The sequence below is a fragment of the Paraburkholderia sp. BR10954 genome (assembly GCF_040965775.1).
In the GTDB taxonomy this organism is placed as follows: Bacteria; Pseudomonadota; Gammaproteobacteria; order Burkholderiales; family Burkholderiaceae; genus Paraburkholderia; species Paraburkholderia youngii.
The window spans coordinates 1-22,571 of sequence record NZ_JBFRCK010000054.1 but is presented as its reverse complement, the minus strand read 5'-3'; the positions used below and the strand labels follow the sequence as shown (position 1 = coordinate 22,571).

11 protein-coding genes and 1 pseudogene are annotated in these 22,571 nt (G+C 56.6%); 8 read left to right on the top strand and 4 right to left on the bottom strand.

Features of this window, described 5'->3' with window-relative positions; translation table 11 throughout:
- Positions 1 to 500: 500 nt before the first annotated feature.
- From AB4Y34_RS37590 to AB4Y34_RS37575, 4 genes are read right to left on the bottom strand one after another with little or no spacing between them, the layout of a single operon-like run.
- A complete protein-coding gene (locus tag AB4Y34_RS37590) occupies positions 501 to 896 on the bottom strand; it encodes a hypothetical protein (RefSeq protein ID WP_368718902.1) in 396 nt (131 codons plus the stop codon).
- A gap of 49 nt (positions 897 to 945) precedes the next feature.
- Positions 946 to 3,441, bottom strand: coding sequence for an Hsp70 family protein (locus tag AB4Y34_RS37585; protein WP_368718901.1), 2,496 nt, complete (start codon positions 3,439 to 3,441; stop codon positions 946 to 948).
- Positions 3,438 to 3,803, bottom strand: a complete 366-nt coding sequence (locus AB4Y34_RS37580) for a hypothetical protein (RefSeq protein WP_368718900.1) — start codon at positions 3,801 to 3,803, stop codon at positions 3,438 to 3,440. Before AB4Y34_RS37580 ends, AB4Y34_RS37585 begins: the two co-directional genes overlap by 4 nt.
- A 3-nt stretch (positions 3,804 to 3,806) precedes the next feature.
- Positions 3,807 to 5,924: a tetratricopeptide repeat protein gene (locus AB4Y34_RS37575; protein ID WP_368718899.1), complete on the bottom strand. Its 2,118-nt coding sequence runs from the start codon at positions 5,922 to 5,924 to the stop codon at positions 3,807 to 3,809.
- 601 nt (positions 5,925 to 6,525) lie between these two features.
- On the opposite strand from AB4Y34_RS37575, the gene AB4Y34_RS37570 reads away from it, so the two are divergent.
- From AB4Y34_RS37570 to AB4Y34_RS37535, 8 genes and pseudogenes are all read left to right on the top strand, one after another.
- Positions 6,526 to 7,337 (top strand): IS5 family transposase gene (locus tag AB4Y34_RS37570; protein WP_368718898.1). Its coding sequence is split into 2 segments (ribosomal slippage): positions 6,526 to 6,874 and positions 6,874 to 7,337, totalling 813 coding nucleotides; the frame shifts between segments, so codons are not numbered across the junction.
- A gap of 173 nt (positions 7,338 to 7,510) precedes the next feature.
- A pseudogene (locus tag AB4Y34_RS37565) lies at positions 7,511 to 9,065 on the top strand (type I restriction endonuclease subunit R); the annotation flags it as partial.
- Between the two features lie 405 nt (positions 9,066 to 9,470).
- On the top strand, positions 9,471 to 11,702 hold the full coding sequence (zorA, locus tag AB4Y34_RS37560; RefSeq protein ID WP_368718897.1) for an anti-phage ZorAB system protein ZorA: 2,232 nt from the start codon (positions 9,471 to 9,473) through the stop codon (positions 11,700 to 11,702).
- A gap of 4 nt (positions 11,703 to 11,706) precedes the next feature.
- Positions 11,707 to 12,417 carry a flagellar motor protein MotB gene (locus AB4Y34_RS37555; RefSeq protein WP_368718896.1) on the top strand — a complete coding sequence of 237 codons (711 nt, stop codon included), beginning with the start codon at positions 11,707 to 11,709 and terminating at the stop codon, positions 12,415 to 12,417.
- The gene (locus AB4Y34_RS37550; protein WP_368718895.1) at positions 12,408 to 14,150 is read left to right on the top strand and encodes an EH signature domain-containing protein; all 1,743 of its coding nucleotides are present in this window, start codon (positions 12,408 to 12,410) and stop codon (positions 14,148 to 14,150) included. Before AB4Y34_RS37555 ends, AB4Y34_RS37550 begins: the two co-directional genes overlap by 10 nt.
- A gap of 2 nt (positions 14,151 to 14,152) precedes the next feature.
- A complete protein-coding gene (locus AB4Y34_RS37545; protein ID WP_368718894.1) occupies positions 14,153 to 18,019 on the top strand; it encodes an SNF2-related protein in 3,867 nt (1,288 codons plus the stop codon).
- 201 nt (positions 18,020 to 18,220) lie between these two features.
- On the top strand, positions 18,221 to 20,128 hold the full coding sequence (locus AB4Y34_RS37540) for a DUF262 domain-containing protein (RefSeq protein WP_368718893.1): 1,908 nt from the start codon (positions 18,221 to 18,223) through the stop codon (positions 20,126 to 20,128).
- A 1,255-nt stretch (positions 20,129 to 21,383) separates the two neighbouring features.
- The coding region (locus AB4Y34_RS37535) for a cache domain-containing protein (RefSeq protein ID WP_368718892.1) at positions 21,384 to 22,571 on the top strand (1,188 nt) is incomplete at its 3' end.

Sequence of the window (22,571 nt, the reverse complement as noted above, 5' to 3'; positions counted from 1 at the left end):
AACGAAAAGCAGGACAAACCGGAACGCGGGCAAGCGCGAAAGCAGCCGTGTGACGCAGGCCCCGGGTGGGTCAGATTTACTTCGGCGAATCGCCAAAAGGTGGGTCAGTTTCTAATCGGCGTTGACAACTGCGGCGCCGAGCGGATGCCCGGTTTCTCCTGAGCGAGTTGACGAAGTCGCTGATTGCGAGGCGTCGACTCGCTGCACTCGAATCAATATCGATGGGGTACCGGCACCACACTGCTCGCAAGTGACCCGAATGCGGACATCCGCATTTCATCGCCGACGTCTACATTCGCGGCGGTGACCTCCGCCTCAATCTCTTCAACCATCAGGAACAGGTGCGTTGCTAGTGCGACCAGGCGCCTTCCAGCGGGCGTCAGTTGCACGCCGTGCCCTGACTGTTCAATCAGTACGGTTCTCGAGCAACTAGAAAAGCCCGAGACCCTCCTGGGTCTCGGCCCTCAAATCAGTTTGGGCAAGGTTGCCTGCCTAGGCTTCTAGCGAGGAATGCCGACGAGCTCAAGCGGGTAAATCTCTTTCCTGTAGCTCTCCCGCAGCCCCGTTTTGCGATACTTGTCAAGTTCGTACTCGAGATGCTGCTCGAAAAATTCGGGAGGGTGAGATTCGTGTGGCTGGAAAAAGTAGAGCGCAATGTGGTTTTTAATGCCCGCATTCAACCGCTCACCCCGTTCGGTGGCAACCTGATGAAATGCGGTGAGCACCCGTTGGTAGATGTCCAGAATCTCCTGGTCAGATGTCTTCGATGTGGGCGCAAGTCCGTATTGTCGACCGTATTCGCGAAACGACGCGACGATAAGCGGGTCCGCCGCCTTTCTGGCCCTGTCATAAAGCGTTTCCTGTTTTCCAAGCCCAAGTTTTTTCAGCCAGCTCATGGAGGCTCCTCTTTGGAGTGAATGCAGACCCGCTACTCTATGTTCCGATTTAGACCAACCCGGTAAACATTCGCATGTCCTCACTTTCATGCTGGTTCGCCGGCAGCAAATCCCAGAGTCGGTCGTTGATTTGGCGCAGGTCATCCCAATCCTCACGGGCGATGGCACGCTTGGCACTCTCCGTCAATTGTGTCGCCTGAATCTGGTCGTTCATAGACGGTCGTCTATTGTTCAGGTGTTCAAACATACTCTTGAGAAAATCAGGTGTGCGCAGCAGGATTCCAAACTCGATGCTGTTCAGCTTCTTTGCCTCGGCCAGTATCTTTTCGGGATGATTCGAGTGGATAAACGTCTGTTCACGGCTCAGGATGTCCCTGAGCAGGTTGCGCTCGCGGTCATTGCCCGATTCATTGACCAGTCGGGCACAGTCCGTCCTTGCCTCCTGATATTCCTTACGTGCGAGTTCGAGGCGTTTGCCTGAGGTCACTTCGTACATTTCCCGTGCAAGTATCCGCTTTTGGTCCTCAAGCTGATATTTCCTGTCGGTAACGTCATCGAGCGAGAGTTCCGAGACGTTGCCCATCAGGTTCTGCACGCCTGTGAGGACCTTTTCAAGGCGAGTGGCAATATCACGCTGGCCATTGCCGGTCGCATCACTGATTTCCTGCTGGAGTTTGCCTTCCAGCGCAAGTGTCTCGTTTGAAAGGACGGCAATTGAGACGTGGCGATTCTGGGGATTAAACACTTGCGAGAACTCCTGGTCCGTGCCGTTCAGGTAAGCGCTCACCGTCAGGTCCCGCGATTCGGACACGGAAATTTTCAAATCGACCTCCGTACCCTTAAGGAGGTCCCGAGTAAGTTGCTTGCCGGAAATGAGCAGCACGCCCAACGGCTTGTTCGTCGAGGAGTGCCGATTGGCGGGACCTTCGACCACCATGATTCTGAGCTCGTCGGCGGAGCCCTTGACGATGGTGCGCCCAATTTCCCGCGTCAGCTTGGTCTGGGAGGGGAGCACGACGTTCTTGCTGAAAAGTGACACAAGCTCGGTATCCCTTGTCGACGTGTTGTCGATAACCAGACAGAGGTCTTCCGGGAGCATCTGTCCGGCCACGCTGTAGCGGCCGTGGGCAATCTGGATAGTATCAACGTCGACGGGAACCTCGGCTCCGTGCGCGCCAAATATTCTGAACGTGAACAGGTTGTAGGCACCTTCGCGCAGGGGCAGGTCTTCGACGACCCGGGCATCTAGGGCCTTCAGGCCGCTGTCGAAGGAGCCGTCATCTGACACGATGCGATAGTGCATGCCGTCAGTGACTCCTTCGATTTTTGCGGTAAAGGGTTCCTCAAGCTCCTGGGAGGTCCTGTTGTAGGCCGCCCGAACTTTGAGGGGTGAGTTCGAGGATTGGGCGCGCCCTTCGTGCGCTTTCTGCTTTTCCCGGGTGCCTGCGAAATACGCGGCGCCGACGACAATCGCATTGGTCGGGTCAATATTTGTGTTCACGCTGATGCCTAGAACTTCCTGGACACGCTTACGCACATACGGGATATAGGTGGAGCCTCCGACCATAAGGACAAATTCCAGGTCGCATGGCTGCAGGGAGTTGCGGGTAAGGATTTTTCGCACCATCTCGATGGTACCTTCCACCATGTCCTTGACGACAACTTCGAAATCACTGCGCGTGATAGTGATAATCGCGTCGATGGTATTACCCTCGTCATCCTCAACATTGATTGTGCCGAAGTCTATTTCCGTCGATGTCTTGGCAGAGAGGTCGACCTTGGCTTCTTCGGCCTTGTTCAGCAAAACATACCAAAGCTGGTTGTATCGTCCGCTTTGGCTTTTCATTTCCGCGAGCAAGTCGGCGAACTTGCCCCGCCGGTTAAGTTCCGGAACCACAAGCTTTTCGATGAGCAGAGCATCGAAATCAGTTCCACCGAGGTAGTTGTCTCCCTCGTGGTCCATCACCGTCAACTCGCCTTCGACGATGCGCACCAGCGCTGCATCAAAGGTGCCTCCACCCAGGTCATAGACGAGCCACTGGCTGTTCTTCAGGTCTATGTTCTTTTCCTTGTTGGCATACGCCAGACTTGCGGCGATGGGCTCCTGCAACAGGACCACGTTTTTGAAACCCGCCTGAAGCCCCGCTTCTTTTGTTGCATTGCTTTGCAGCGTATCGAACGACGCCGGGATGGTGATGACGGCCGAGTCCAGTTCTTGACCGGTTTGAACGAACGTCTTTAATTCCTTGAGGATGTAGGCGGAAAGCTCGACCGGCGTTTTTGAGGCATTAAGCGAATTGATTCGGAAGCTCTCTGAGGTGCCCATCTTGCGCTTGAAGCGGCTCACCACGCTTTTTGCATCACGTTGCAGGTACGTCCGGGCCTGTTCCCCAATGAGGGTGCGGTCATTTCTGAAACCGACGATTGAGGGTAGTGTTTCCTTGAATCCGCTCGGGTTTTTGAACACCTCTACGTGTCCCTTGTCAAATTTCGCGATAAGGGAATTGCAGGTTCCTAGGTCGATGCCGAAATTGATGGTGTTCATTCTGCTTCCCCTTGCAGTTCCTGTGTGCTGGATTTGACGACGACTATGCCTTTCTGGACGACGCGTGAATAGGTTTTGTCGCCGTAGCGAATGACGGGCTTGATAACCTCCGTTACGACCAGGTTCTCGGTACCTTCGCCGGAAATCGAAGCTTCCAAGTCCGTTCGGGTCTCGGTGAACGGCTGCCCCATTGGGTCTTCATAGAACATCTTTTCGTCGGCGAACGACTCCTTAATACGTTCGACGTTGCGCTGAATGCCGGCCGAGTCGCCGTGCAGCGCTAGCTTGCGCTCAATCTCATAAAGATGGTTAAGCGTGTTCAGGATGAATCGTGGCACTTCGGCAATTATCATTTGACTCATGACTCAGTTCCCTTGGTTGGACGCCAGCATGTGAAGGACGATTGCGTTGTCGATGGAATCAAGGTCCAGGGCGGCGCTCGCCATGCCGTTCGTGGCGTCTTTCAGCAGGACCTCCCCGTTCTTGATACTGGTAACAAGATTTTTCCAGCAGCACAGGACCTTCTTCTTTGAGAACCAGCCGGGGACCTCGAATACGACGCCCTCTTCCTTGACCTCGAGAGGGCCAACGCGAGTAGGTGTTCCAGAGGCGAGCCGCGCCTTGAAATTGGCAACGACACTATTCATCAGGTGATGCATAGTTGCATCCAGGAGCCCATGCCAGAGCTTCTCCTGCTGGCCGATGTACTGGGCTGTCCAGCAGACGTCGATGTCCGTGCCACGAAAGTCCTTGAACGCGAGCCGGAACCGGGCCGTGGGCGGAACGTTACTCGTGCGGACTGCGCCCCACCTAACTGCGACGATGTCTGGAACGAGTATCGCCAGGTTGCCGTAGCTAACACCCGTTCTGGTGATGTCCAAGTTCAGCTTGTTAACAGTCAGGTGTGCCTCCGTCGCTTTTTCCTTGGCAATCAGACCGTCAATGACCTTCTCATCTTCGGCCAGTTGATGGGAGAGGGAGGGGACCCGGGCGGCGGAAACCTTGCCAAGGCCGATGATGGCTTTGGCGGCCTCCGGATTGGCGTCCTTTTTAAGATAGTTAACCGCGAGGTCGCTCAGGAAGCCGTAGACGGCCATGTGTACGGCATAGAACTCGGCGGGCAGATGCGCGAGAATCTGGTCGAGTTTTCCATTTTTGAATGTGCTCTCGACTTCTCCTAAGTTCACGTTGCGCTTCTCCGATTCCCCGACAAGTTTCCGCAGGGGCTCACAAAGGCGCTCAACGGCACGGCGCGGGCCTTCGAGGCAGTCTTCCTCGTGCTGGGGCAAAACCCAGCGTCGGCCATCAAACATGCATTCGACGGCATCCACATCTCCCAGGTCAATTGCCCTAGTCAAGACCAAGTCGTACTGCCGGGCGAAAGCCGGGCTGATGATTTCCAACACCGGTTCTTCGCCCAAGTTAGCCATCGAGATGTCGATGGTCAGGGCATCCGTCACCAGGAAATGCGAAAGGCGGCCACAGGCGAGAAATGCCTCGAGGTGCGGGTTCTCGTGGACAAACTGATGCGCGAGCCACTGCGTTTCATCGTTCAGGGCATCGAGGATTGTCAAGGCTTTGGACCTGTCGATGACAAGTCCAGGCAGCCAGGCAATCTTGCCGTCCTCTAGGTCAATTTCGCGGAGGAGTGCCTGTTTTGCTTTTTGGAAGGCTTTTGGATTCTGCCGCAGTTCCTCGACCTGAGTGGCTTTCAGCAATGCGAAAGGATTAACGTAGTGTTTGTACCAGTCATCCTGTTTGAGCCGTTTCTCCGGATTGTCCAGCACTTTCTGTCGAAGGGTCCGCAGTCTTGGCAGTATCCGGTCGATGGATTGCTGTGGTTTTGGGTCAACCTCATTCAGTCCGGCCGCAAACCGAAACTCGTTGATGGCGTCGACGTCCCTGCCTAGGTTCTGATACGCAAGCCCTAGGTTATAGTGCGCGGCCCATCCCCCGAAGTCTTTGGTGTAGGCTTCGTAGGCGAAGGCGGCACCGATGTAATCCTGTTGTTCGGCAAGCAGGAAGCCCAGTTCGAAGTTGCTGCGGGGCTCAAGCGCGCCTAAGCGGTTAAGTGTCTGAAGCACCCCTATTCTTCTGCGAGCGTCGTCTTTTCCTTCCCGCTCCTTGAGCGCAACATCCAGCAGCTTAAGGCTGCGAACATGTTCGGCATCGGCCACGAGCGCTGCTTCGTAGTTGGCGATGGCCTTGTCGAGTCGGGCGACGCGCTTGTGTGCGTGGCCAAGCTCGCACCATCCTTCGGCAAAGCGTGGGGCGAGAACCGTAACTCTTTCGAAGGCGTCAATCGCCTGAGCGAGGGAGTTTTTCGCGCTCAGTGCCAATGCAAGTTGCCACCATGCGTTGGCAGAGGTGGGGGCGAGACCGGTTGCTTTTCTGCCCGCGACCACTGCTTCATCCAGCCGTCCCTCGTTTCGGAGCGTTAGCGCCCTCTGGGTGTATTCCTTCTCATCGGCTGTCGTTGACATGGCCGGCCTCGGTTTTTTTCTTTGTTGATGGGGTGGCGGTCTTTTTCTGCGTGACCAGCATTAAATGACCTCATCCGCTAAAGGAGCAAGTGATGGTCAGGTGCCGACCAGTAGTCTCCGAAGGACAGGGCGAACGCGTCCGAAACAGTCAGAAGGGATTAGGTACGACCCGAGGCTTCTTCGCATAGTTTCCCCGAAGCGAATTGGTTTGTGGACTCTTGAGTTGCCTGTCTTATGTTTTACGGTACGCTAAGAACTCAACAGTACCAATCAATGCATGCTGCAAGCAAGGTTGCACAGTACGACATAATGTTGGCATTCCAACATGGGAAGCGACATTGTAAGCTTCGCTCTGAGGAGGTGAATTACTTAATGAGGGAAATCCCTTTGCGAGGGGAATCCCTTATCGAGGTTTGGATTTAAACAAGGAATTGTTGCCAAAACATGGCCGGCAACCCGCAAACGATTGCGCCGTCAAAACGTATCTTCAATTGCGCGGTGTCGAACTTTCACGTTAGAACCCTTAACGAAATGAACAAGGGGACTGTTTACTCTCGGTGAATCCTGTTAACCTTTTCATTGTTTCGACGACGAAAAGGACATGGCTAAACCCATACTCGACGGCGAACTTTGGGCACTGATTGAACCGTTGCTGCCCCCTCCCAAACCAAGGCGAAGCCGTTATCCAGGCCGCAAACCGCTTGATGATCGTGCGCTCCTCACGGGCATCCTGTTCATCCTGCAGACCGGCCTGCGTTGGGACCTGTTGCCGCGCGAGATGGGCTGCGGCAGTGGCATGAGTTGCTGGCGCCGTCTGCGGGACTGGCAGGCTGCCGGCGTCTGGGACCGACTGCATGAAGTCCTGCTCGCAAAGCTGTGCGCGGCTGACCACATCGACTGGTCCCGTATCGTCGTCGATTCCTCCTCGATCCGCGCAGTGGGCGGAGGCCAAAAACGGGACCAAATCCCACGGATCGCGCGCGACCCGGTTCAAAGCATCATCTCATCACCGAAGCGCAGGGCATCCCGCTCGCGGTAATCCTCACGGGCGCCAACCGTAACGACATTACCCAGCTTCACCCACTGGTTAACGCCATCCCGCCCATTGCTGGCAAGCGCGGCCGGCCGCTTTCGAAGCCCCGCATTGTTCAGGGCGACCGGGGCTACGATCACGACAAATACCGCCGTCCGCTACACGCAGCCGGGATCGCGACCGAAATCGCCCGACGCGGCGAGCCACACGGCAGCGGATTGGGCAAAACGCGCTGGGTTGTCGAGCGCACCATTTCATGGCTCCATAACTTTCGACGACTGCGCATCCGTTTCGAACGTCTTGCATTCATCCATGAAGCCTTCATGAAAATCGCCTGCTGCATCATCTGCTGGCGAAAGCTGAAGAACTCATTTTGTTAACGCTTGTTAGCCAAAAATGCAAATTTTGTGCTGCCAGACGCACGTTGATAGGTTGAACAACGCGACTCTCGGTAACCGGAATCAAGATGTCTTCTAATCAACGTCTCACGCTGCTTGAAAACTGAGACGTTACCTGGTCTTCACCTCCCCTTGCTTCATATTGGGCCAACGACAAGAACTACACGGCCTACAAGCTCGCGTTCAGGCTCACGCACGACGGCCAAGAATATGACGAGAAGGAGGTTGAGCGCAGCGCCGCGATGAAGGGCATCATGCAGTGGGTCCGGCTGCACCCGTACAACATCGCGCAGAAGGTGCAGATTGTCGTCGAGCACTATCGCGAGAACGTTCAGCCGCTGCTCGATGGCAAAGCGAATGCGATGGTGGTCGTCGGCAGCCGCAAGGAGGCCGTGCGCTGGCAGAAAGCCATCCGTGCATACATCGAGAAACGCGGCTATCCGCTCGGCGTTCTCGTCGCGGTCTCCGGTGAAATCGACGACCCCGAGAACCCGGAGCCGGTGACAGAAACGAGCAAGGAGCTGAATCCCTGCCTCAAGGGTCGCGACATCCGTGACGCGTTTGCCGAGCCCGACTATCACCTGTTGCTTGTCGCCAACAAGTTCCAGACTGGCTTCGACCAACCTCTGCTCTGCGGCATGTACGTCGACAAGATGCTTGGCGGCATCCAGGCGGTGCAGACGCTGTCACGTCTGAACCGCGCTCATCCAGGCAAGGACACGACCTACATCCTGGATTTCGTCAACGACGCAGCGGAAATCTTGAAAGCCTTCAAGACGTACTACGAGACCGCCGAACTGGAAGCGACCACCGACCCGCATCACGTCTATGACCTGCGCTCGAAGCTCGATGCCGCGGGATACTACGACGACTTCGAGGTTGACCGCGTGGTCAAGGTCGAGCTGGACCCCAAAGGCACTCAGGCTGAGTGGCAGTCCGCCATTGCACCCGTCGTCGACCGGCTGCTCAAACGCTATTAGGCGGCGCAACTCGAGAAGGGTTCAGCCGAGTCGCAGCAGGATGGGAAAGCCGCACAGGCAGCCAGGGACACGCTCGACGTACTGGCGCTGTTCAAAAACGACATGGGCGCGTTCGTTCGGCTTTACGCGTTCCTGTCCCAGATTTTTGACTACAGCAATACCGACATCGAGAAGCGTTTTGTGTTCTATAAGCGGCTCATTCCACTGCTGGAATTCGGTCGCGAACGTGACACCGTCGACCTGGCGAAGGTCACGTTGACGCACCATAGCCTGAAAAACACCGGGCGCCAGAAGCTAAGCCTGGGCCAGGGAGAAGCACCGAAGCTGCCGCCAATGGATGCCGTCGGCAGTGTTTCAGTCCAGGAGAAAGAAAGGGCTCTCCTTGACGCAATCATCCAGAAGGTCAACGGGCTGTTTGACTGCGAGCTGACTGACGACGACCGGCTCGTCTATGTGAACGGCGTGCTCAAAGGCAAGCTCCTCGAAAACGAACTGCTGGTTCAGCAGGCCGCGAGCAACAGCAACGAGCAGTTTTCCCAGCTCACCCGACCTGACAGATGCGCTGATGCATGCCACCATCGACGCTTTCGAAGCGCATACCACCATGAGCAAGCAGGCGCTCGATTCGGAACGCGTGCGCGACGGACTGAAGGACATCTTGCTCGGACCCGCCCAACTCTACGAGTCTCTCCGGGCGCGTTCAGGCGCGTCACCTCGGCCGGGAGCATAGCTCGGGACGATTGGAAGGAGCTCCAAGCATTGGCCTCCGACGAGCTGTCTTCGGACGCCGACGTCACGCAGCGGTAGTAATCCCGGCTTTCTTGGGGAAAGTCAGAAAAATGGGGCTCGAACAGGCGTGCTATTACTGTGCAACTATGAGCTGGCATTGTGTGTGCCGCCGGGCACACTTCGTGTGCAGTTCGGCCCTATAATCCATTCGGCGAATAGCCTTTCAAAGAACGCATTTCTCAACGATTTGAATGCCGTTCGTCGATGCAAGAATAAGAACGCCCACTCATGACGCGTGGGAAAGCGAGAGACCAGACACCGGGCGCCCGTGCATGACGCGTAAGCAATCGCTCTGCACCCGCCGATGACGCCGCGAGGCGCCCGGGTCAACCCTGCGGGCATAAAAATGACGGACCGGCTTGTAAACCTTCTGGCCAGCTTCAACCCGGCTCTGCGTGAGCTGTCCGGTTTTCCTCTTGCCGTTTTCTGCTTAGTCCTGCTGCTTACCTTTTTATTTGCAGTGGGGTACGCCTTGAAGGGTTCGCAGGTATGGTGGCAGCTCCGGACAGTAATACGAGGGGTCAGGGCGGCTGGTGTGCACCCGGACCCGGACGAGGTTGGCAAACACTTTAACCATGGGCCGCTGAAACACCTTTGGCTGGAATATAGGGACACCCTCCATCCGCTGCGACGCACCGCCAACGGAACGCCTGAAACCCGAGCCACGCTTCCCGCCGAGACTTATTTCACCCGAGATGTGTTAGTCGACGCACGCCTGTTCGATGATTTCGCACGGCACCTTCCGGGCATCCTGACGGGGCTAGGCATCATCGGAACATTCGCGGGGCTCCTGCAGGGCCTGAGCGGGTTTGACCCGTCCAACCCAACAAAAGCGGTTTCCGGTCTCACACCACTCCTCGCCGGGGTCTCTCACGCGTTCATTGCTTCGGCGGTTGCGATTTGTTGCGCGATGGCCGTGACATTTCTGAGCCGTCTGACGCTCGCCTACCTATACGGCCTCGTCGAGAAACTGAATCACGCGATTGACGCGCTCTACAACTCGGGAGCAGGTGAGGAATACCTCTCGCGACTCGTTCACGCTTCCGAAAAGAGCGAGGCCCACGCAGCTCAGCTCAAGGACGCGATGGTGGAAGATCTGACCCGCTTGATGACGAATCTGGTTGAGCGACAGATTGAAGCGCAGGCGAAGGCTTCCATGATGCTGGGTGAACACATCGGACAGACCATTAACAGTTCGCTCGCTGCGCCACTCCAACGGATGACCGATGCAATGGAGCAAACTAGTCGCGGAAACGGAGAGGCAGTCAATGGCATGCTCGAGTCGATGTTGACGGGGTTTATGGCCAAGCTCGAAGACACCTTTGGCGGCCAAATGCGAGGAGCGAACGAACAGATTGAGCGCTCACTGGGCGCCATGCAGGCGGTTCAGGATTCCATGCAACAGTTGCTGGCTGACATCTCCAGAACCAATGAACATGCGTCGACGCAGGTTACTGGGAAGCTGGAGGAGGCTCTGGCTCATGCATCTGCAAATCAGGAACTGATGACCACCCAAATGCGGGACTTCGTGAATGAGTTCCGACAGCTGGTCGCCGACGAGCAAAGTAAGTCCAGACAGGTATTGGATGACACTGTTGGCCAGGTTATGGCACGGGTCAGCGACACGCTTCAGAGTCTCGCGGATAGCAGAAGCCAGTCCGCCCAGCAGGAACAGCAGCGTACTGAATCGCTGGGACGCCGTACCGAGGAAATCATAAGCGGCCTTTCCGGTCATCAGGAAATGATGGCTGCGCACATGCGCCAATTCGCTGCCGAACTGGGCGCCGGTGCGGCAAAACAGCAGGACGCGAATAGCCAGGCTATGAGCGATGTGGTCGGTCAAGTTCTTCAGGAGGTCTCAGCGTCTGTTGCCCAATTGCAGGCGACACGAGACGCAGCGGCAACCCAGGAACAGGTTCGGAACGAAGCACTGACGCGTCGCACCGAAGAAGTCGTCGACAGTCTTTCCGCACAACTGAAAGCCATGGTGGAAGCGATTACTGGCCAGATTGCGCGGACACAGGCCAACATCGATGCGCTTCAGGCCGTCAGCATCCGGGCAATCGACGGGATGAATAACGGTGCGGCAACCATGCATACGGCGGCGAACCGTTTTGAAACCGCAGGCGCTTCTGTTACCACTGTGTTTGAAAAATCAGTCGCCGTCACGACTGACATGCAGCGTGCCGCCTCGGCGCTCCAGTCTGCGTCGACCACGGTTACACAGGCTTTCCAGCAGTACGACCGTACCCGCGAGACCGTCCAGGAATATGTTGGCATTCTCAAGGGGCTCGTCGAGTCGGCAGGAAAGGAGGCCGGGCTGACCCAGTCCATGCTCACAGACCTTGAGCGGATTGTGCAGACGCTGCGGGATGCGGAACGCCAGGCTGTTGAGTATCTGAACGGTGTAAATCAGACGCTAGCCGAGTCGTTCGAGCAGTTTGGCAACTCCATGACCAACCAGCTACGTCAAACTATCGGAGAGACAGATCGCCATCTCGGTCATGGGGTGCAGCATCTGACAGGTGTCGTTCAGGAACTCAGCATTGCCCTTCAGCGCATGAAGCGCGCTGCGTGACGTCATGTTTCCGCGAATTGTAGTCAAACGCGCTGGCAAGCCCGAGGGTGAAAGCCCCTTCTGGATTTCCTTTTCGGACCTGATGTCCGCTCTGATGACCCTGTTCCTGGTCGTGATGGCCGCGACGCTCATCTCGGTCACCAAGAGCGTAACGACTGTTGAGCAAAGAAAGATACAGCGAGAATCGGACATCCGGGAACTGATGGCTCAAATCAAGGAAGTGTCGCGACAGTTTCCCGAGGTAAAAGTGAACGAAACCACCTACCGCATCGACCTCGGTGACATTGTCAGGTTCGATAGTGGACGGTCAGACATCTCGGGCAGCGGAGCGACCTTCCTTCGCAATTACGTGCCGGTTTTGCTCAAGGCACAACAGACAGATATCGGCCGGAAATGGATTCGCCGCATCGTTGTGGAAGGGTTTACCGACCAGGACGGTAGCTATCTATATAACCTGGGCCTCAGCCTAGACCGCAGTCGACGCGTCGTTTGCGCACTTTTCGCAGCCCCAAGCCGGGAAGAGACACCACTGAGCGTTCGACAAAAAACGCAGATTCGCGACTTGTTCCTCGTCGGCGGTTACTCATTCAATTCCACGAAGGAGTCTAAGGAGGCGAGCCGTCGGGTCGAACTGAAGGTCGAGTTTTGGGCGCTTGACGAACAACCCTCTGCGCCGCCCGCGCCTGTCTCGAAGGAGTTTGGGCAATGCAGCTAGGCACCGACGCACTCGCTCGTCTGAAGTCGGCGCTTGACATCAAGCTTGCCGCTTTCGATTCCGATTGGAAAGAACTGGGACAGCCGGCGTTGGTGGAAAAGGCGAGTGAGCAGGCAAAGCGCACTTTTCAGGAGTTTGCGAGTGCGCGCCCTTCGGCGCGCGACGCTTATGCGTCTGCCCTTGAATTCCTGCGCGGAAACGAACTTGACGAATTTCAGAAGGACACGCTTGCGGGTGCGCTAAACCAGGCGGTCGCAGAGCGACAAGGAGCGAAGCCAATAGGCAGTGACCGGCTCGCGGCTCTTTTCCGATACTACAAGAATGAGGCGGTTGCCGGTCGGTTGTGGCGGCTGACCTGGTTCGGCCTTCTGGTGTCATATTTCGCGTATGACCCCCTCTCCACGCGTGGGGTGGAACACGAAGGGTGGTTGTCGCTGAGAGACCTTCTTTCTACCACTTGGCCTCACATCGACAGCGCCAGCGGCCACGGGACGGTCCCAGACTGGTTTGCCGCTTTGCGTCAGCACCCCAAACTTATCGGCGAAGGGGCCGCGGACGAGTTTGCGGCTCACTATCTTGCCGGTGACCGGTCCGCCCTTGATTCGATTGTTGAGAACGTTGGCATCCCGGAGAGTAGTTGGTTCTGGCATGCACTTGTCTTGAGCGCGGTGAAAGCCAGCGTCGCCTATGGCCACGAACGGTTCGTGGCTCAAATCCCGCGTCTGATTGCGCTCATCAAATCTCGTCCCGTATTTCGGGATGAAGCCCTCGAATCCCTTCTCACTCGATACCACCGCATTCCGGGACATCCAGTTCACCACGAACTTCGAGACTACGTCGTTGGCAAGGACGTGTGGCGCAATCCAAAATTGAAGGCGGCAGGCATTGCGACGGCCTGGAATCGTGTGCCCGACGCTGTTTGGCGAATGGTCTTGCAATGGGTAAACGAAGGCAACCTGCGGGACTTTTTTGACGTGCTAGCCGCTCGGAATAGTGCAGATGAGGGCCGGCTTGCGTTCTGGAGTCGCTACATGCGGCAGATTTCGTGGACGCGTCTGATTTTCAGTAGCGAAACGGTGTCTCTCGCACGAAGCAACAAGGAAATCCGGGAGCTTATCGCCCGCGAGACCGGGGCGTATGCCACGCTGTACGGGAACAAGAATATCGATGCGTTCATCATGCAGATTGGCGAATACATCATTGTCGAGTTCAGTACAACGGGCAACGCTGCATACGTCTATGACTCGGAAACTCTCCAGTTCGACAGGTACTCATCTACCTATCACGGTGGCACCGAGGATTTGCGCTACGGATTTCGCACTGGAGCCCGATGTCGAATCATTCATAACGCAGGCTGGCAGTCCAGCGCGGAGTACGAACTGACTCGGCTTGGCATACGTCCCGACGACGATAAGAAACAGTCGCGACTGTCACCTCCTGCTCCGTTCGAAACGCAACAAACAAAAGCGCCGCCTCAGTCTGGGCCGACGGCGCCGGCGTGGCCTCCACCCGCACTGTTCTCGCGAGTGGCCAAGCAAACACCATTTTCCATCGCGGCGCTCGAGGCCAAGGTCGGGCAGTATGTTGGCGCATACATCGATGACAGACGACAAGCCGCCGGCGGGCGACTGTGGGTTGAAGACCCCCGACAGGACATTGCGCTTGGCAGGGAGCTAAAGGCGTGGGGTTTTAAGTGGGCTAACTCACGCTCGGCGTGGTACTACGCGGAGTAAGAATGGCTTTCTTCAATCTGTTCAAACGCAGCGCTTCGAATAATGCGGCACGCTCGAGCTTCCAGCCGGAGTGGACCGAACGCGGCATCGCGTTCAGGCTGGCATTTCCGTTGCCGGCGCCGACAGTCGATGAGCTCCAGGCAAGAGCGTACGCCGTTGAACAGCACGAATTCGTCCTCGCTCACTACCTCCTTCAACTGGTGCAGGAAGGCGCCGCGTCAATTGACGGCGACTGTATCCTCCTGCCGTGGCCGGAGTTTTACCGACTACGGGAAGTGCCTGAACACCACTCGTCGCTCGCGAGCTTCGTCGTGCCAATTGAGCGACCGGCCCAGCCTGTCTTGGACCATCAGGCCACGCTTTCGGACTCAACCTTTGACGTATTTGTTGACAGTTGGGAACTGAACGGGCGAGGCATCCGCACGGCTCGACGGATAGGTGCTGTGCTGATTGTCGATGATGAGGAAATGCTTCTGACCGCTGCAACATGGAAGACGGTCGCAACCATCGATGGATTCCGGCTTCGCCCCGCGGAGCAGCGCACGCAACATTTCAACGAACTCGGCTGGGCGAAGATTCGCGCACAAGCGGATATTGGCAGCGCTCTTTTTAAATCGCAATATCTGGCAACGACCCACGTTCTGACACCGGAACAACTGCGCCTCCCTCAGGTGAGGGAAGAGACTCCTTTCGGCCGTGTTCACACGGTACTGCCCACATTTGATGGCGCGCCGGACGGATGGTTACGTGCCTTTGACCAGTATGAAACCGTCCAGCCCCACTATAACCTCACGAGCACTGACGGTGGCCGCGTCCGCATCGTGTTGTCTGATCCGGTCCGCAAGGTACTGCAGGTCATCAAGCGCGACATGCCGGGGCGCCGCATTGCCGGCGTACGTGCTGAAAAGTTCATACACAATCCGTGGGCTTTCCTTGGCGATGGCGCGGAAGAAGTCCTCAATGAAGAAGATTTCCTGCTGGACAAAGCTTCCGCTGGTCCGGTCACGACAATTTTCTCAGTTGCGCCGCGAATGAGCGACGGCCGCATCGATACAGTAGGCCTTGTCGTGACCGAACATTACGGGGATGGCACGGCGCGAACGTCCGACAGCAGTTTTGAAGGTACGGCGTCGCTCGCAGAATTTGTAAGCACACTGGAGACAGCGCTATGCGAGGAGCGCGAACTGTTCCCGTGGAACGAGTTCGACCTTACCATCGATGCTGAATCTGCCTCCCAGCTCGAGACCGCTCGACAGATTCTATTTTTGTGGCGTAGTCAGCCGGCCGCGCGTATTGACTTCGCGGACGTTTACACGCTGGACGGGTACAGCGACCGTATTCATGGAATCGGCATAGCGAAGCCCGTGTATGTGCCGGTCATGCAGAAGACTTCTTCCGAAGCGGACGATGACGGTGGCTGGTTGCCCGATGAATTGACCCCGATGGTCTCGGTCACATTGTCCGGACACGATGGACACGTTCTCATTCCGCTGACCGAAGAGTGGGTTCGAAACTTCGAACAAGCCGTTCAACAGGCAGAGAAAGAAGGAACTGGCAAGGTACACAACACCGAAATGCCAACGGCCATCGATACTGTTCAGGCACGACAACTCGCAGACGCTTTCCGTTCAATGATTGCCGCCAGTGAAAAGGTCAAGGCGGAAAAAGCTGGCGACCCGTCAAAGCCCCGCGGGACGCGGGAAAGTCTACTCGTCAAGACCAACTTCAACGAGGTTGACTATCAGGAGGCGAGACGGGCTGTTCTGACGCCTCCCGCAGATGCGAAGGCGGTCCTACCGGCATCTTTGCGGCCATCCATTTCGCTCAAGACACATCAGCGGCAGGGCGTCGCGTGGTTCCAGCATCTCGTCGCTCTTAGTCCCTCAGACTGTCGGGGGGCACTCCTCGCAGACGACATGGGTTTGGGCAAAACGCTTCAACTGCTCGTACTGCTCGGCTGGTTCTACGAAAAGCAGCCTGAATCTAAACCTTCACTCGTTGTCGCACCGAAGAGCCTATTGGAAAACTGGTCCCAGGAGATAGAGCGATTTTTTACTCCAGCTTACCCTGCGCATCTCGTATTGCATGGCGAGGAGCTGCGAGCGCGAAAGCAGCCTGTAGACCTGATCGACGAACAATTGCAGACGAGAGGCATCACGGAACTTCTAAAACCTGACTGGCTCGGGAATTACAAGGTCATCATCACGACCTACGAGGTACTGACAGGTTATGAATTTTCATTCGCTCGCCGGGAATTCGCGTTCGTCATCTGCGATGAAGCACAACGCATCAAAACCCCCGGAACTCGGGTTACGCTAGCTGCCAAAAAGCTAAAAGCGGACTTTCGTATCTGTTGCACCGGCACTCCGGTCGAAAACTCTCTGGCTGACCTGTGGTGCCTCTTCGATTTCGTGCAGCCGGGACTGCTTGGAGCCCTGGAAACGTTCGGCCGAACTTATCGCCGACCGATTGAGTGCAACACCGAGGAACACCATGACAGCCTGAACCGGCTTCAGTTGCTCATCGCTCCGCAGACCTTGCGTCGAACCAAGGAAGACATTGCAGACGAACTTAAGAAGAAGTATTTCGTCCTGCAAGGACTCACGCAAACGGCCGCGTCGTTCAGTAAAAGTCCAATGGACAGCGAGCGGCTGGAGGTCGCCATATCAGGTCACCAGCTGGTGCTATACAAGGGCGGGCTGAAAAAGCTGCAAGACGCAGCCGCGGAGCGCGACGCCAAGCAGCGCGCGAGGCTTTCCTTCGGGGCTCTGCACCTTATGAAGGCGGTTTGTGCCGAACCTTATTGCCTCCCCGGAAGCCGATTCGCCCCGGACAAACGCGGGTCCGACGTGCATCTTGAAAATTCACCGAAGATGCGGTGGCTCCTGGAAAGACTCCAGGAGGTTGCAAACCGTGGGGAGAAAGCCATTGTATTCACCGAGTTGCGTGAGGTCCAGGCAGCGCTCGCCTACTTCATTCATCAGCGCTTTGGTATTAAGCCGTCGGTGGTAAACGGCGATACCCAGGGTCGTCAGGGCTTCATTGACCGCTTCTCTCGCACCGATCGCTTCAACGTCATCATTCTCTCAACCTTGGCCGCGGGTGCGGGCCTCAACGTGACAGCCGCAAATCACGTTTTCCACTACACCCGCGCCTGGAACGCCGCGAAGGAAAATCAAGCCACAGACCGGGCGTATCGCATCGGTCAGGAACGGGATGTTTTTGTCTATTGCCCAACCGTTGTCGCCGATTTTCCGACGTTCGAGGTACGTCTTGACGAAATGTTGAAACGTAAGGGAAAACTGGCGGGCGCAACGATGAGTAGTTCATCGATGGAAGCCATGCTGAACGGCAACATCGAAGACGTGCGGATGTCTGAACTACTGGGAGACGTACCTGGTTCGGCACAGATAGAGCTTAGGTATCTCACGATGGATGACATCGACCGCCTTGACGGCGCGAGCTTCGAATACCTTTGCAGGTTGTTGTGGGAGAAGCGCGGATACGTTGCGTCTGTGACGACGAAGATGCGAGGGGACGGCGGCATTGATGTGATTGCCCTGAAGGGAAAGGAAGGCGAGTTACTGCAATGCAAATCGTCCGTGAATGCCGAACTCGGATGGGATGCGGTGAAGGAAGTAGCCGCCGGTGCCGCGCGGTACCAAAACACGTATGCCGGGACGCGCTTCAGGCGCATATGCGTAACCAACCGGCGTTTTAATACTGGTGCGCATGCCCAGGCTGACGCAAACCGTGTTCAGTTGATCGAGAGAGAGGGCTTGGAGCATCTGCTCACCCAATATCCTCTAACGGCTGAAGAGTTAGACGACGAATTGATGAGCAAATTGTCGATCCCGAGTGTAGCTTAGCCTTTATTTTCTGTGACTTGTTCAATCGGATCACGGAGATGTGCGACTGGCGGTTGGGCGCCCGGTAATAATTGGCGGGATAAAGATTCGACAGAGATCCGTTTCCCATTAGCGATAGTTTCGTGAATGTTGCACCATAATTTGACCGACATGGTCGTCATATCCTAAATACAGCAATCCTTTAAGACCGCATTTATTACTATGGCCAGATCCGCATTTCAAACTAATCCTGTCGCCCTGCGGGAGTTACTGGACGATTGCGACAGGGGCGCCCTTCAACTCCCCGACTTCCAACGCAGTTGGGTATGGGACGAAGACCGCATTAAAAGCCTAGTCGCATCGATTTCCCGAGCGTTTCCTGTTGGCGCATTGATGACATTGGAAACGGGAGGCGATGTTGAGTTCAAGCCTCGGCCAGTTGAGGGCGCTCCGCTTTCTGCTCATTCGGCTGTGCCGCGGTCGTTGCTGCTCGACGGTCAACAACGGATGACATCGCTCTATCAGGTGACGCTCCGCGGAAAAGTAGTGGAAACTGTTACCCCGAAGAACAAGAAGGTTAAGCGTTGGTTTTATATTGATATCAAGAAGGCGATGGACCCTTCATGCGACCGGGAGGACGCCATTGTTGGTGTGCCGGAGGACAGGGTTATCCGAGCCGATTTCGGGCGCTCCGAAATACTCGATCTGACGACACCGGAACGCGAATACGAAATGCTGATGTACCCTGTTTCACAAGTGTTCGATTGGGATTCATGGCAGGACGGCTTCCAGGAATATTGGCGCGGAGATGAGCATTCAGAAACCCGTAAGTTGTTCAAATCATTCAAGCTGGCGATTCTGGAGAACTTCAAGGATTACCGGGTTCCTGTTATCGCGCTTGACAGGTCCACATCGAAGGAAGCGGTGTGCGTCGTGTTTGAAAAGGTCAATACCGGTGGCAAGCCGCTTGACGCATTCGAACTGGTCACCGCGATGTACGCCGCCGAAGGGCATGAGCTTCGAAAGGATTGGTTCGGTAATGAAAACGTCAAGGGGCGACAGCGCCGCTTCGCCGAAACGTTGCGCCCCGCAGATGCTACTTCGGGCATCATCGCGAACGTCACCAATACGGACTTTCTGCAAGCAATCTCACTTTTCTACACTCGTGAGAAGCGGCGAGAGGCGGAGCAGGCCAACAAATCTGGGAAAGATCTGCCATCGGTCAGCGGAAACCGGCAGGCCCTCCTGAACCTTCCGCTGTCTGCTTATAAGAAGTATGAAACGCAAGTCGAAACTGGTTTCATCCACGCAGCTAAATTTCTTCATATGCTGCATATATACCGGGTGTTCGACTTGCCCTACCAGTCACAAATCGTTCCACTTGCGGCGATTCTTGCAGACATAGGAGCGGCGTGGGAGCACGATACCATCCGCACAAAATTGGTTCAGTGGTATTGGAATGGCGTGTTTGGTGAGTTATACGGCTCGGCGGTTGACTCGCGTTTCGCGCGAGACTTTTTGGAGGTGCCAGTATGGTTGACCGGCGGTCCGGAACCAACGACCATCAGCGAAACGATATTTCGCGCTGACCGGCTAAAGACAATGCGGATGCGCCTTTCGGCCGCTTACAAGGGAGTGAACGCTCTGCTCATGAGAGAAGGCGCGCGCGACTTTCGCTCGGGGCAGAACTTCGACCATATTGTGTTCTTCGGCGAGAACGTCGATATTCACCATATCTTTCCTCAAGACTGGTGTAAGACCAACGGCATCAAGCCTGCAGTATACGACTCAATAATCAACAAGACCCCTTTGTCCTATCGAACGAACAGGATTATCGGTGGAGTTGCGCCGTCTGAGTATCTTGCGAAACTTGAGGGTGGCAATTCTACAACTCCGCCCATCGACCGAGCGCGACTGAATGAGCATCTGAAGTCGCATTTCATCAATCCCGATTTGCTTCGAGGCGATTCGTTCGAAGCATTTATGTCGGATAGACAAAGGCAGTTATTGGCTTTGATTGAAGAAGCGATGGGTAAGCGTGCATACACCGGGGAGATTCGCGATGAAGGCGAGGACTACGAGTCCGACGATGCCACATTGGAAGCCGAGTTGACGATGGATGCCGCATAGCGCAACAGTAGGTTGGAAAGACGAAAGCGGGGTTGAGCACAGAACGCCGCCTTCGTTCGCTTGGTCTCGCGCTCAGCTTGAGCTGCGCATCTCGAATCGAGATACGTCGTTCGGGCAGCCCTTCAATCGCGAGGAGGTCAGTGGCTGTGCGCTCGCGCTCGACGGGCTCCTCGTCTTCTATCTGCTCCGGTTGAAGGAACGCCGTTCCGCAAGAAAGCTCACCGCCGTGGAGCAGACAAGCGCTTTCTGACGGGCGCCGTGCTGCCCAGCCCGGCCGATTCGAATGAGTTGCGGGACGGAATGCGGCCTCCTGTCAGTCATACTTCCATTGCACTCCAGCACGGAAATTTTGTTCTAATTGCTCAACCAAAAACCTCAGGGGCTTTCGCCGTAGCTCGAGACTTGCTATGCCGTCAGAGTTTCGAAAGGTACCTCAGTTTCTTCAATTCAACCTTGTAAACCAAGTGTCTCCTGCGCAAACGCGGGTGGTGTCATACCTCGTTGCGGGATAGCCATCCGGCCTCTTTCAAATACGCATCCTCGATGCGTACACGGCTACCGCTATTTGTGTCGAAAAAGCGTTTGCGAAATGTTTGGTCGCACGGTAGTCTGTAAGATCGCCCAAGAGAGCTGATGCAAAGATTCGCTGGGGACAAACTGGACGTGGTCGGGAGTTCGATGGCGTGTCCTAATGATCTCGCGCAAAGCCCTTCGCTGGGGGCATATTTGATAATTGCTGGTGAACCTCACGCCGGTCTGGCGGCCCTCCGCGAGATTGTTCGATCCTCCTCCTCGCAAAATAGCCGTACGCGATGCTCACCGCAATCCAGTGACGAGCGATGCCATCTTTCACCGACAAGGGCTGCATTATCGAAAACAGCGAGCCGCTTGGCTTTCGCGGGTAGCGATTGGCTACAGAACTGGGAGAGCAGTCTGGTGGCACGCAGCGTTTGAACGTGACAGCCTCGATTGAATACCCAAGTGACGAGGCCAACTATCCAGCCAATACGCATTTGCTATCCGAATAATCGGACGACGCCTGGATAAACGAGCGATCAGGCGCAACCCCCCGTCGGACGGGGCTTCCGGCGCGCCGATTTTGCGCATTCAGGTGAAAATCCGTCTATGCAAACGTTTGCCGATGCGCCACGTCTGCTACGCTAACGCTTTCGTAGGTCGCGTAATTAACGGTACTGCCGGGACGCGGCCGCCTCTTCACGCGCCACCTTCAGCGCAAGCCAAAAACCAAAAACGCATGTCGACGCGCGGACCGAACAACGTGATTGCGATCAGCGTCTTGCTGGCCGGCGCGATCCTCGCGATCGCCGTGTCGCTGCTCGCACAGATGCGCGAAGATGCGTTGCGCCGCGCGCAAGACTCCATCGCCAACATATCCCTGCTGGTCCAGCGCGACGTGTCGCGCAATCTCGAGATCTATGACCTGTCGCTGCGCGCGGTGATCGACGGTCTGAAGCAGCCGGGCGTCCTCGAGCTGCCGCCGGCGATCCGCCAGATGGTGCTGTTCGACGGCTCGATCAGCGCACAGGACATGGGCTCGGTATTCGTGCTCGACGAGAACGGCAACGTGCGTTTCGACTCACGCGCGTGGCCACCGCGCGAACAGAGCCATGCCGACCGCGACTACTTCAAGACACAGCGCGCTTCGCCCGACGTCGGGCTGTACATCAGCCGCCCGTTCAGCCGGAACGGCACCGACGAGGACCTGCGCATCGCGCTGAGCCGGCGCATCTCGAGGCCGGACGGCAGCTTCGGCGGCGTGGTGGTCGGCACGCTGCGGCTCACGTATTTCCATCGGCTGTTCGACGGCATGAAGCTCGGGCCGAGCGGCTCGATGGCATTGATGCTCAGCGACGGCACGATGCTGATGCGCCGTCCTTACGACCCGAAAACGATCGGCATCAACCTGACCGGCACGGCCAACTTCTCGCGCTTCGTCAAGCAGCCGAGCGGCGACTTCTTCGGCACCGCGGCGATCGACCGCGTCGAGCGCTGGTACGCGTTCCGCCATATCGACGGCTTTCCGCTGATCCTCGACGTCGCGCTGTCCACGCGCGACATCTACGTTCAATGGCGGCGGCGCGCATGGGTCATCGGCACGCTGATCGTCGCGCTCGACGTGACGATCATCGCGCTCGCGATCCTGTTCTCACGCCAGTTGCGTCTGCGCCGCGCGGCCGAGGAAGAGCTGCGCGAACTGGCGCGCACGGACGGGCTGACCGGCCTGAACAACCGCCGCACCTTCGAGGAGCACGTGAACGACGAATGGCGACGCGCACAGCGCAACGGCAGGCCGCTGTTGCGGATTTCGGCGAACGTGACCGCCGATTTCGGGAACGTGACCGATTCGGCGGGGTTGGGGCGTTGCGCGGTGTCGATTGTAGTTTTCCTTGTCAGTTCTGGTCGAGTTCGGGCTCCAGGACGT